Raw genomic sequence first — 12,380 nt, 5'->3', positions numbered from 1 at the left:
TTAACCTTTTAAGCCATCTACTCTAACATTTAATAAAAATGGGAAAAATATTTTCATATATATTACAAATGGAATAGCCCATAATATTGAAGATAATATATAAGCTAAAATCATATATTCATAATAATATGGAATAAATGCTCTTATAAATGTTGATAAAACTATTAAAAAAAGTCCTAAGTTTAATGCCCAATTTGTGAAAATATCTCTTCCTGTGTGTATTGTTGAAACTATTATCATAATTACATAAAATACCATTCCAAAACTTCCTGTTGTTAAAAAGTGTCTAAAGTGATTTGTAAATCCAAGTTCAAAAAGATAATTAAATCCTAAAAAGAAAAATCCAAGAGCTGTAAGTATCATAATTGATATAATATATAGCACAAAAGGCTTAAATATAATTCTATTATCTTTTAATAAAAAATCATTTATTATCCCTAAAATAGATGCTCCACAAGCAAAAGAAATATAAGCTAAAACACTATTTTCTGGAAATAAGAACTCTACAAAACCATATAAAAGTAAGCAAAATATAGCAAGGTTATATCTAAAAGATTTTGCTAAAAATATATCATCTATCTTTTCTTGTTCAAGTAGCTGATTTATTGATTCCATACTTACTCGTCTTAAAGCGAGTAAAATAAGTACTAAGAAAAATACCAAAGATAGAAGTAATATTTTATATGAATCAATTTTTATAAGTTCTGCAACACTCAAAAAGAAAGCTATTTGTGAGAAAACAATCAATGCCATTGCATAAACTAAAGAAATATGCTTTTTGTTTGGGTCTTTAAAAGCTGGAATGACCGCAAGATATGAGATATAAATTAGCAAAGAGATATTTAAAATTGCTACAATAAAAACTCCTAAATAATCCATAAACCAAAAAGATATTCGTCCTAAAATCCACAATATTATAATATATGCTAATTTTCTTCCAACAATTGGAGTAGTTGATGGAAACAATTCAGGCAAACCTGTAAGAAAGAAAGCAACAATCATTGCACTTCCAACTCCAAAAATCATCTCATATATATGCCAATTTAAGATATTATCTATTGGTAAATTAATATATCCAGCAAATAAAAATGCCCAAAGTATAATATTTATTACAATATATGGTGCTAAAATCAAAAAAATAGCTCTAAATCCATAAGCTAAATATATAGGAAACTCACCTTTTGGATAATAAGAGTAATGTCTTGAGCTATATTGCTTTTCTTGTTCTATCATTTTATCTCCAATTCAAAACTACTAATAATTTCTCTATCTTTTAGGAATTTTGCAGTTTCATTATAAACAAATTCATCATCTCTTGTTAATCTAGGTCTATTTATTGTAAATATAGTTGAAATATGCCCAACTGGTTCTGCTTTTAATACAATTATTTTATTACTTAGTTTTATTGCTTCCATTAAATCATGAGTTATAAATAAAACTGTTAAATTTTTTTCTTCTATCTCTTTTATAAGAAGATTTTGTAACTCTTTTTTTAAACCAATATCAAGAGCTGAAAATGGTTCATCTAAAAAAAGCAAACTTGGATTTACAACTAAAGCTCTAGCAAAAGATACTCTTTGTTTCATTCCACCACTTAAATCTTTTGGAAATTTCTCAAAATCTTCTTCATCTAATCCAAATTCTAAAGCTATATTCTTTGATCTATTTATTGACTCTTTATATGAAATATTTTTTGCACGAAGTCCTAAAGCTATATTATCAATAACATTTTTCCAAGGAAGGAGCCTTGGTTCTTGAAAAGCAAATGAGCTAGATTTAAAACTATTTTTAATAAATCCATCATCAACTTTAAGAAGCTTAGAACAAATATGAAGAAGTGTTGTTTTCCCTCCACCACTTGGTCCAACTATCGATACAACTTCTCCTTTTTCTAAACTAAAATTTATATCTTTTAATATCTCTTTAAAGCCAAAAGAAAAATTTAACTCTTTTACTTCTAATCTCTCCATGCTTCAATCTCCCTTTTTATTGGTTCAAAAATCAAATATTCAATAAGCAATAAACTTGCAATCATTATTGTTACAAGTGCTAAAGCTGTTGAAGTTTCAAGCTGACTTCTTGCAACTGCTAAAGAAGCTCCTAATCCATCACTTGTAGATAATAGTTCAGCCATAACAACTATTTTCCAAGACATTCCTAAAGCACTTATAAATGCTGGAAAAATATATGAAAAAATATGTGGAAGATATAGGTCAAAAAGTTTCATTGAAAAAGGTAAATAAAAACTATCTGCCATCTCTTTTAGTTTTCCTTCTAAAGTTCTCGTTCCTTCTAAAGCTCCAACAAAAACAATAGGAAAAGATGCTATAAAAACTGTGAAAATAACTGTTGTATCACTCATTCCAAACCAAATCATTGCTAAAACAATCCATGCAATTGGTGGCATACCAAAAAGAATTGTAACTATTGGTCTACTCATAACTGATGCTGTTATAAAAAGTCCTGCTAAAAGCCCTAAAAAGGATCCTATTAAAATAGATATTCCAAATCCTATTAATGCTCTTTTTATTGTTATTAATATTTCACTTTGCATATTTTGATCTTGCAAAATAGCAATTAATGAAGTAAATGTATCTTTTGGGCTTGGAAGAATTAAATCACCATAGATTTGATGACCAAAATCCCAAAAAGCCAAAAACAAAAATATAGATGCAATAGAACCCCAAGAACTCCAAAGATAAGAGGGGAAGTCTTTAACTATTTTTAAAAAAAGTTTCATATTGTTTTCCAATTTTAAATATTTTCTGAATTATATTTAAAATGATTATAATTATCATTGAGTTAAATCAATCTCTTTTAATTAATTTTATATATCCAGTTTTGGGATAAATTTCTATCTCTCTTTTATAAGACTCTTTTGTAGTAAAACTCATTTTACAAACTTTTGTAATTTCATAAGAAAAATAATCTTCTTCTAAATTTGATAATCTTGAATAAATTCTTCCATTTTCTCCAAAAGAGATCTGTCCTAAAGAGCTTGTACTATTACAAGATAGTTTAACATTTTGTATATCATAGTTTTTTAAAATTGAAAAAGGAGAGTTTTTTGGATTATTTTTACAAAAATTAGAACTTGTGATTAATCTATTTGTTAAAGGATCTTTTAGTGCTTCTTCAAAATTTGTATGTCCTAAAGCATTATTATCGCTATAAATTGACATATAAATTCCACCACCTTCATTTTCTCTACATCTTAAAAATTTTATACTCCATCTTTGTTTATGCCAAAATCTATTTTCAAAATCTATTTTATCATCAATTAAAGCTTTATATCTTAAAAAATTTAAATAAAGCTCTAATTTTTCTACAAAAAGGTCTATCTTTTCATTACTATTTTTTAAAAAGAACTGTGAATAAACTATTGAAACTAATATAAGTGCAACTACTATTTCTATTAATAAAAATGAGCGTTTCATAACTTTTTAACATAAATATCAACTATATCTTTGTTGTAATATTTAATTGTTATTTTTTCATCATAATTATAAAAAGCTTCTTGTGAAATAAAATAATCTGGATACTCTTGTATTTTATAAAATCTAAGTCTTAAAAGAAGTTGTTTATCTGGACTTACAATATTTGTAATTTCTCTTTTTTTAAGCTCTTCTGCTATCTCTTTTGCAAAGTGATATTCATATACAAAATGTTTATTTCCTTTATCTAAAAATAGATACATTGGTTTATTTACAAATGTTAATAAAATATTTAAGAATAAGAAAAAAAGTACAATATATATAAAAATATTATAATTTTTCCTAAACTCTTTTAATCTTACCCTATATGCATGAAGAAATATTTTCATCATTGTTGGTATAAAAATAACAACAAAAGGTGCAAAATCTTCAATATAAATCTTTTGTCTAAAAGATGCTACGATAGAAAGCAGTAATGCCGTCGCACTAATATACCAAATCAAATCAATATTTTTTATAATAGCAGATCTATATATTGCATATAGAAAATATAAAAATAAAACAGGTGAAAATATAGCTGCATATATTCCAAAAGTATCAAGTAAGAATCCTTGAGGTCTTCCATCAACTCTAAACTCATATATGAAAAAAGAGATTATAAAAAGTGCCAAAGAGATATAAAATAATTTCCTATCTTTATCTTTAAATGAGTAGAAAAATAGAGCAAGAAATAAAATAGTAAATGAGTTATCAACTATTAGAAAAAAAGGTAAAGCATAATATAAATGTTTTTTATAAGTCTTATAATAATATATATAAAATATTGTTAGAAATGTTACTACTATTGCACTATTTACTAGAATTGAAGCACTTAAAAGACCAGGTAAAAGCATAAAAATAAATATTGAAATAAATCTATCTTTTGCTGTTTTAAAATAATCATCAATTATTTTATACATAAAAATAACACTCAAACAGTAAAAAAGAACAAATGGAAATCTAAGTGCTAAATCATTTTGCCCAAAAAGGGTAGTTGATATTCTTGTTAGAATTGTAAGTAATGAGATGTTTTCAAAGTAGTTTAAAGCCTCTTTATATGAGATACTTAATACATTATTCGCTTGAATAAAAAGCAAATATAGTATAATTGCTAATACAATATAAAAAAGAGTATTATAAACTACTTTTGAATACAAGTTATATCCTTAAAAAGTTTTCAAAGATTTTATGTCCATATTCACTCATAATTGATTCAGGATGAAATTGTACACCAAAAATATTTTTATCTTTTATCTCTAAAGACATAATTTCATCATCATCTAAACTTCTTGAAGTAATTATAAGTTCTTCTGGTAAATCTTTATTTTCAACACTTAGTGAATGATATCTTGTTTGTGTGAACTCTTTTGGTAAAGTTTCAAAAATTTTTGTATTTTCTAAAACTTTTATTCTTGATGTTTTTCCATGCATTAGGTTTTTTGCACGAACTACTTTTGCTCCAAAACTTTGTGCTATTGCTTGATGTCCTAAACATATTCCAAAAATTGGTATTTTTCCTGAGAAATAATCTATAACTTCTAAACAAATCCCTGCTTCATTTGGAGTTGCAGGTCCTGGAGATATTATAATTTTATTTGGATTTAAAGATATAATCTCTTCAAGAGTAAGCTCATCATTTCTTATTATCTTTAAATCAGCTCCTAGTTCTAAGCAATATTGAACAATATTATATGTGAAGCTATCATAATTATCAATCATTAAAATCATCTTATATTTTTTCCTTAACTTATAGATTTTAAAATTTATATGAAATGATTATATCTATTCTTTAATTCTATTAAAATTAAAAAACAAAATAGGGATTGAAATATCAATACTCTTGATAATCATTCTTAATATTAAGATATTATAAAGTATTAAAAGAATAGAATTTCATCTAAGTTTATAATTTAAAATTAATTAATAAAGGAAATAATTTGAAAAAGATACTATTAAGTTTAACAATTCTTTTCTCATCAGTTATTTTTGCTTCAAGTGAAGTTAATGTTTATTCACAAAGACATTATGATTCTGATAAAAAACTTTTTAAAGAGTTTGAAGCTAAAACAGGAATCAAAGTAAATCTTGTAAGTGCAAAAGCTGAAGAGCTAGTTTCTAGACTATCTATTGAAGGAGCAAACTCTCCTGCTGATATTTTAATAACTGCTGATATAGGAAATTTATATCTAGCAAAACAAAGAGGTTTGGTTCAAAATATTAAATCAGATATCTTAAATAAAAATATTCCATCTCACTTAAGAGATGAAGATGGTGCTTGGTTCGCTCTTACAAAAAGAGCTAGAATTGTAGTTTATAACCCAAAAACAGTTGATCCAAAAGATTTAGAAGATTATTTTTCTTTAATCAATCCAAAATTTAAAGGAAAAATTGTAACAAGAACTTCAACTCATCCATATAACAAATCTCTAATTGCTTCAATTATCGCTCACCATGGAGAAGAAAAAGCTTTAGAATTTACTAAAGGTATAGCAAATAACTTTGCAAGAAATCCAAAAGGTGGAGATAAAGATCAAGTAAGAGCAGTTGCAAGTGGTGAAGCTGATTTAGCAATTGTAAACTCTTATTATCTTGGTGTTATGGCAAATAGTAAAGATAAAGTAGATGAAGAGATTGCAAAAGAGGTAAAAATATTTTTCCCTGCACAAAATACAACTGGAACTCATATAAATATTTCAGGAGCAAGTATTACAAAGTTTTCTCCAAATAAACAGAATGCTATAAAACTAATTGAATTTTTAACAAGTGTTGAGGCTCAAGGAGAATTAGCAGAAGGGAATTATGAATATCCAGTTAATCCAAAAGTAAAACCAGCTGGAATTGTTGCTTCTTGGGGGGAGTTCAAAGAAGATCAAATTCCTTTAAATGAAGTTGGAAAATATACGAAAGAAGCTGTTGAAATAGCTACAAAGGGAAGATGGAAATAAATAATTTAAAAAGATATATAGCTCCAATTTTTGGAGTTTGTATATCTTTTCCTATTTTAATATTACTTTTTTATTTTTTAATAAATAGCTCTTTTTTAGATGATTTTTTAAGAAATGACTATATATATGATTATACTTTAGATACCATTATTTTGGTAGCTGGAACAATGCTTGGTGTTTTAGTTTTAGGTACAATTACATCTTATTTAAGTGCAAGATTTAAATATACAGGAAGCACTTTTTTCTCTATCTGTTTTGTTTTACCACTTGCTTATCCTGCTTATATTTTCGGTTATACTTATGTTGGTTTTTTTGAATTTCGTGGACTTTTATCTCAAGTTTTTTCAGACAACTCTTTAAAACTTGATATTTTAAATATGTCTGGAGCTATTTTTATATTTACAATAGCAATGTTTCCTTATGTTTATATATTAGCTAGAGTATCTTTTTCTAATATTTCTAAAACAATTTTTGAACTTGTATCTTTACAAAATTTAAGTCATACAAAAGCCTTTTTCAAAGTTTATCTACCTTTGGCTTATCCTAGTTTATTTGCTGGTGCAATTTTAGCTGTTATGGAAACTCTAAGCGATTATGGAACAGTTTTATATTTTGGAATAGAGACTTTTAGTGTTGGAATATTTAAAAGCTGGTATGGATATGAAAATTTACTTGAAGCTATAAATGTAGCAGTGGTTTTACTTATTTTTGTATTTTCTATACTTTTAGTTGAGCATAATATTAGAAAAAAACTCAGATTCTCTAGTTCTACAAATAGTAGCCAAAAAGCAGAAAAAATAGTTTTAAAAGGCAAACAAAATTTTATAGCATTTTTAATCTCATTTGTTATTGCTTCATTTACACTATTTATTCCAAGTTCTATTTTAATATATTGGACTTTTTTAGATATATTTACACTTGATTTAAGTGCTTTTGAATATTTGTTAAATACATTAACTCTAAATATATTTTCAAGTGCATTTATTGTTATGTTAGCATTTGTTATAGTTTATTTTTTAAGATTTTATCCAACAAAAATTTCAAATGTAACTCACAAATTGTCAATGCTTGGATATTCGATTCCAGGTGCTGTTGTTGCAGTTGGTTTACTTATTATTTCAAATTTTGTTGATAAAAGTTTAGGAATAATGTTTTTTGGTGGTTCATTTATAGTTCTTATTTTTGCATATACTACAAGATATTTTGCAGCAAGTATAGGAAGTGTTGAAAATGGTTTTAGTAAAATTCCTTCAAATATTGATGATGTTTCTAAAATCTTTTGCAAAAGTTCAAAAGAATCAATTTTTAAAATATATCTACCACTTTTAAAACCTTATTTACTAAGTGGTTTTTTAATTTTATATATAGATATTGCAAAAGAGTTACCAGCAACACTTATTTTAAGACCATTTAATTTTGATACTTTAGCAGTAAGAATATATGAACTTGCAAGTAATGAAATGCTTTATAAAACAGGATTTCCATCATTAATATTAGTTATTACAACTGCGACTGCTGTCATATTTTTAAATAAAAAACCAAAGAAGAGATAATGAAAAAGATTGTAGAAATAAATAATTTAACAAAAACATTTTGTAAAGGTAATATTTGTGTTGCAAATAGATTAAATTTAAATATAAATGAAGGTGAAATTTTTACAATATTAGGAACAAGTGGAAGTGGTAAAACAACATTTTTAAGAATGATTGCTGGTTTAGAAGATCCTGATTCTGGTGAAATTAAGATTGATGATAAAATAGTTTTTTCTTCAAATAAAAATATTGATCCAAAACATAGAGAAATAGCAATTGTTTTTCAAAACTATGCTTTATTACCTCATCTTAATGTTTCATCAAATATATTATTTGGAAGTAATGCTTCAAAAAAAGATTTGGAATATATTTTAGAGAAAACTAAACTAAAAGGTCATGAAGACAAATATCCTCACGAATTAAGTGGTGGTCAACAACAAAGAGTTGCACTAGCTAGAGCAATTATTAATAAACCAAAGATATTACTTCTTGATGAGCCTTTAAGTAATATTGATACAGAACTTAGAAATATTTTAAGACTTGAACTAAAAGAGATGATTAAAGATTTAAACATAACAGCTCTTTTTATAACTCATGATAAAGAAGATGCATTTTTTCTATCTGATAGAATTGCTATTATGAATGATGGAGAGATTTTACAAGTTGGTACTGCTCAAGAGCTATATTTCAATCCAAAAGATATATATTGTGCAAATTTTCTAGGGAAAATAACACAAATAGATGAGAATTCATATATAAGACCTGAACATATAAAAATATCTAAAGAAGGAGATATAAAAGCAAAAGTTTTAGATAACATCTTTTATGGTAATTTTAGTGAAATAGTTGCTCTTGCAAATGGAAGAGCTCTAATATTAAATAGTTTTTATGAAAATCCTAAAATAGGTGATATTATAAATATAAGCTTTGAGAATAAATTATTACACTTTAATTAAGAATCAAAATGAGCATCATTCCAGAAATTAATTTTCATAATTTTTTAGATTTAGAAAAAGAGATTATAAATCCTTTTGGAAGGCTTATTCATATAAGAAATATTAATAAGAATTTAGGAGAAGGTGCTTATTTTTGGTATGACATGGGTAATGGCATAGGCATATTAATTAAGAAATTCAAACTTTACAAAGATATAACACTTATTGAACAAAGTGGTGGTATTTCAGGAGCCACATTTATATTCAACCTAGCAGAGGATTTAAATTACTCTTTTTTAGAAAATGATTTCACATTAAAAAAGAATAACTTTTTTGTAGAATTAATATCAGATACTTTTAATGCAAAAAATAATCTAAAAAAGAATAAGAATTATCATTCAATTATGATAGCAATAAAAGAAGAGCTATTTTTAGAACTAGCTTATCCTATAAAAGATATTAAAAACAATATGGATAGTGCCTATAAAAATATGAGATATCATATTTATAATGGATTGATAGATTTAGAACAATTTGAATTACTAAATAACTTAATTGATAACTATATAAATCAAGATTCATTAAAAAATCTATATTTAGAATCAAAAAATATGAATCTTTTACATTATACGATTAAGAAGATTGCATCAAATGAAAATAAAGATTTTACTATTTGTCAAAATAGACTTAATAGTTTAAATAGAGCAAAAGAGATAATTATGAAAGATTATAATCAGAATCTTTCAATAAAAGATATTGCTTATAAATCTGCAATAAATGAATGCTATTTAAAAAAAGATTTTAAAGAATATTTTGGAATAACTATTGCTGAAATGATTCAAAAAAGAAGGCTAGAAGTTGCTAAAAAGATTTTAAAAAATGGATTAAGTGTAAAAGAAGTTTCTTTAAGAGTCGGTTATAAGCACTCTGGTAATTTTAGTAAACTATTTTATAATAGTTTTAAAATATCTCCAAATGATTATAAAAAACAGATAGAACTTTTATAATTTCCTTTTTTTAGTTTACAATTTCCTTTATATGACTTTTGCATATTGATAATAAGTATTATTTTCTTTATTATTGCTCATATTTTTTATATGAAGGAAGAAAAATGAAAATTAAACTAGCACTCTCTGTTACTACTATTTTAGCTATGGGTGTAACTTTAAATGCAAATGATACAACAAGATTAGATGAAATTACAGTTAAAGAATCTAAAGATAACTCAAGTTTTCAAAGCAATGAAATATCAAGTATAAATAGAAATGGTTTAACAAAAGAAGATATGGCAAAATCTATTCAAATTTTTAATAAAAGTTTTATAGAGGATGCTGCTCTTCAAAATATCGATGATATTATAACTAATTCATCAAATACTGTATATACAAATAGTAGCCATGGAAGAACAAATGAGATCTCAATGAGAGGATTTTCAGGAGTACCTATTTTATATGATGGAATAAAACTTACAAATAAAATAGCTAGACCTGAAGTTTTTGGACTTGATTCAATTGAAGTTTTGAAAGGTCCTGATAGTTTACAATATGGTCAATCAAGCCCTGGGGGATTAGTTAATCTTGTAAAGAAAAAACCTACAAAGAATTCTTTAGCTTCAATAGAATTTGAAACAACAGACAATCCATCTTATAGTCCAAAACTTGATATTGGTGGAGCATTAAATGAAAATAAATCTTTATATTTTAGATTAAATTCTGTTTTAAAATATGATGAAGGTTGGACAAATAGTAATACAGATACAAATAAGGTATTTATAGCTCCTAGTTTAGCTTATGATATAAACGATAATAATACTTTTACTTTTATAAGTGAATATACAGATGAAACAACTCCATCTGATTTTGGAACTTATGTAAATAGTAAAGGAAAACTTGTAGCACCTATAAAAAACACAAGTTCTCACCCTGATGAAAAATTTGAAAAAACACAAAAAATTGCTGGTTTCGATTTTGATAGTGTATTTGAAACTTGGAATTCAAACTTTAAATATAGATATATTGATTATAAAGGTATTAATGGAAATGTTCATATGCCATCAAGATTTGATGAATCAACAAATACTTTAACAAGATTATATGCTTATCAAAAACAAGAATTTTCTGAACATGCTTTACAATATACATTTAATAAAGAATTTGATTTATTTAATAAGAAAAATCATCTAAGTATAGGAAGTGATTATAATAGATCTTACTCAAAGACTACTATGTTTTTTGTACCAAATATTCCATATAATATAAATTTATCAAATCCTAGTTATGAACATCTTTCTAATTTAAGTGAGCATCCAAATGCTAGAGATATGACAGGAAATAAAAAATATCTTGAATCTTATGGGATATTTTTACAAGATAGTTTATATCTAAGTGATGATTTAATTTTAAATGCTGGTATAAGATATAGTGAATCAAAACCTCAAAATGGAAAGAAAACAGATGCAATCACTCCATCATTTGGTATAGTTTATAATCTAGCTCCAAAAACAAGCATATTTGCTAACTATTCTGAATCATTTAATCCTAATAGTGCAACTGATATAAATAATAATATTTTAGATCCGGAAACAGGTAAAGGATATGAACTAGGAATAAAACAAAAACTATTTAATAATAAATTTGATTTATCAGCTTCTATTTTTAAAATAAATAAAGAAAATATTGCTCTACCAGATCCAAATGCACCTGCTGTTGGAGGATGGTCAATTGCTAGTGGAGAACAAGAAAGCCAAGGTTTAGAACTAGATTTAAGTGGTGAGATAACAGATAATTGGTCTATAATAGCATCTTATGGATATACTGATACAAAAAATAAAGATCTAAATAATAATAAATTAAAAAATATTCCAAACCATACTGCAAACTTATTTACAACATATAAATTAGCATCTTTAAAACTTCCAGACTTTTATATAGGTGGTGGAGTTAAATATTTAGGTAGTAAATATGCAGATGATTCAAATAATATTAAACTAGATTCAGTAGCAATATACAATGCTACTATTGGGTATAAAAAAGCAAATTGGAGAGCCAATTTAAGTGTACAGAATTTAACAAATAAAGAGTATGTAAATGGTGCTATGACTAGTAATGCAGCTGGAACAAGAGTTTATGTAGGAACTCCTAGGACTTTTTTAGCTTCTATTGCTTATAAATTCTAAAGAATAATTTATGTTAAAAAAAACTTATTTATATTTATCTACTCCTGAAGTTTCAGGGAAAGAAATAGGACTATTTAGAACATTAGCCGCCATTTTTGGCGGTTTGTTTGTTGCTTATTTAGGTATGACTCTACTAGCTTTTATAATACCTATGGAAATTAAACAATCTGGAATAATATCAATTATGTTTAATACTTCTGCGTGGGCATGTAGTGCTACTTGGATAGCTTTATCTTATACGAAATTTGAAGCACTTGTAAAATCTACTGTTCCAAGTATAGTTTTTGCTATATCACTTTATTTTTTATATTAGGATTGAA

The 12,380-nt window shown here is 25.5% G+C and carries 12 protein-coding genes; 6 read left to right on the top strand and 6 right to left on the bottom strand.

Annotated features, from left to right (window positions below; all coding sequences use genetic code 11):
• The 6 genes from ATH_RS01610 to ATH_RS01585 all read right to left on the bottom strand — a co-directional run bounded on the left by ATH_RS01610 (position 1) and on the right by ATH_RS01585 (position 5,201).
• Positions 1–1,233 (bottom strand): NnrS family protein, encoded by a 1,233-nt coding sequence (locus tag ATH_RS01610; RefSeq protein ID WP_066182815.1) that lies wholly within the window; start codon positions 1,231–1,233, stop codon positions 1–3.
• The gene (locus ATH_RS01605) at positions 1,230–1,970 is read right to left on the bottom strand and encodes an ABC transporter ATP-binding protein (protein ID WP_066182813.1); all 741 of its coding nucleotides are present in this window, start codon (positions 1,968–1,970) and stop codon (positions 1,230–1,232) included. Before ATH_RS01605 ends, ATH_RS01610 begins: the two co-directional genes overlap by 4 nt.
• The gene (locus tag ATH_RS01600; RefSeq protein ID WP_066182811.1) at positions 1,958–2,740 is read right to left on the bottom strand and encodes an ABC transporter permease; all 783 of its coding nucleotides are present in this window, start codon (positions 2,738–2,740) and stop codon (positions 1,958–1,960) included. The genes ATH_RS01605 and ATH_RS01600 overlap by 13 nt, the downstream gene beginning before the upstream one ends.
• A 67-nt stretch (positions 2,741–2,807) precedes the next feature.
• Positions 2,808–3,437 (bottom strand): hypothetical protein, encoded by a 630-nt coding sequence (locus tag ATH_RS01595; RefSeq protein WP_066182808.1) that lies wholly within the window; start codon positions 3,435–3,437, stop codon positions 2,808–2,810.
• Positions 3,434–4,630 carry a glycosyltransferase family 39 protein gene (locus ATH_RS01590; RefSeq protein ID WP_066182806.1) on the bottom strand — a complete coding sequence of 399 codons (1,197 nt, stop codon included), beginning with the start codon at positions 4,628–4,630 and terminating at the stop codon, positions 3,434–3,436. Before ATH_RS01590 ends, ATH_RS01595 begins: the two co-directional genes overlap by 4 nt.
• Position 4,631: 1 nt before the next feature.
• On the bottom strand, positions 4,632–5,201 hold the full coding sequence (locus tag ATH_RS01585) for an anthranilate synthase component II (RefSeq protein ID WP_066182804.1): 570 nt from the start codon (positions 5,199–5,201) through the stop codon (positions 4,632–4,634).
• A gap of 209 nt (positions 5,202–5,410) precedes the next feature.
• Here ATH_RS01585 and ATH_RS01580 point away from each other — a divergent pair, with 209 nt between their 5' ends.
• From ATH_RS01580 to ATH_RS01555, 6 genes are all read left to right on the top strand, one after another.
• A complete protein-coding gene (locus tag ATH_RS01580) occupies positions 5,411–6,418 on the top strand; it encodes a Fe(3+) ABC transporter substrate-binding protein (RefSeq protein WP_066182801.1) in 1,008 nt (335 codons plus the stop codon).
• Entirely contained in the window at positions 6,409–7,971 is a 1,563-nt protein-coding gene (locus ATH_RS01575; RefSeq protein ID WP_066182798.1) for an ABC transporter permease, read from the top strand. The genes ATH_RS01580 and ATH_RS01575 overlap by 10 nt, the downstream gene beginning before the upstream one ends.
• Positions 7,971–8,906, top strand: a complete 936-nt coding sequence (locus tag ATH_RS01570) for an ABC transporter ATP-binding protein (RefSeq protein WP_066182795.1) — start codon at positions 7,971–7,973, stop codon at positions 8,904–8,906. Before ATH_RS01575 ends, ATH_RS01570 begins: the two co-directional genes overlap by 1 nt.
• An 8-nt stretch (positions 8,907–8,914) precedes the next feature.
• The gene (locus ATH_RS01565) at positions 8,915–9,892 is read left to right on the top strand and encodes a helix-turn-helix domain-containing protein (protein WP_066182792.1); all 978 of its coding nucleotides are present in this window, start codon (positions 8,915–8,917) and stop codon (positions 9,890–9,892) included.
• A 104-nt stretch (positions 9,893–9,996) separates the two neighbouring features.
• Positions 9,997–12,060, top strand: a complete 2,064-nt coding sequence (locus ATH_RS01560) for a TonB-dependent siderophore receptor (RefSeq protein ID WP_066182789.1) — start codon at positions 9,997–9,999, stop codon at positions 12,058–12,060.
• Between the two features lie 10 nt (positions 12,061–12,070).
• Positions 12,071–12,373: a hypothetical protein gene (locus tag ATH_RS01555; protein ID WP_066182786.1), complete on the top strand. Its 303-nt coding sequence runs from the start codon at positions 12,071–12,073 to the stop codon at positions 12,371–12,373.
• The last annotated feature ends 7 nt before the right edge of the window (positions 12,374–12,380 follow it).

The organism is Aliarcobacter thereius LMG 24486, assembly GCF_004214815.1.
Lineage (GTDB): Bacteria > Campylobacterota > Campylobacteria > Campylobacterales > Arcobacteraceae > Aliarcobacter > Aliarcobacter thereius.
The sequence above is the reverse complement of the archived record's forward strand: the minus strand, read 5'-3'. Positions and strand labels throughout refer to the sequence as shown.

Excerpts from the sequence above, each read along its gene's own strand:
- ATH_RS01600 (WP_066182811.1), bottom strand. The coding sequence starts at position 2,740 with ATGAAACTTTTTTTAAAAATAGTTAAAGACTTCCCCTCTTATCTTTGG.
- ATH_RS01605 (WP_066182813.1), bottom strand. The coding sequence starts at position 1,970 with ATGGAGAGATTAGAAGTAAAAGAGTTAAATTTTTCTTTTGGCTTTAAA.
- ATH_RS01575 (WP_066182798.1), top strand. The coding sequence starts at position 6,409 with ATGGAAATAAATAATTTAAAAAGATATATAGCTCCAATTTTTGGAGTT.
- ATH_RS01595 (WP_066182808.1), bottom strand. The coding sequence starts at position 3,437 with ATGAAACGCTCATTTTTATTAATAGAAATAGTAGTTGCACTTATATTA.
- ATH_RS01610 (WP_066182815.1), bottom strand. The coding sequence starts at position 1,233 with ATGATAGAACAAGAAAAGCAATATAGCTCAAGACATTACTCTTATTAT.
- ATH_RS01565 (WP_066182792.1), top strand. The coding sequence starts at position 8,915 with ATGAGCATCATTCCAGAAATTAATTTTCATAATTTTTTAGATTTAGAA.
- ATH_RS01560 (WP_066182789.1), top strand. The coding sequence starts at position 9,997 with ATGAAAATTAAACTAGCACTCTCTGTTACTACTATTTTAGCTATGGGT.
- ATH_RS01570 (WP_066182795.1), top strand. The coding sequence starts at position 7,971 with ATGAAAAAGATTGTAGAAATAAATAATTTAACAAAAACATTTTGTAAA.
- ATH_RS01585 (WP_066182804.1), bottom strand. The coding sequence starts at position 5,201 with ATGATTTTAATGATTGATAATTATGATAGCTTCACATATAATATTGTT.
- ATH_RS01555 (WP_066182786.1), top strand. The coding sequence starts at position 12,071 with ATGTTAAAAAAAACTTATTTATATTTATCTACTCCTGAAGTTTCAGGG.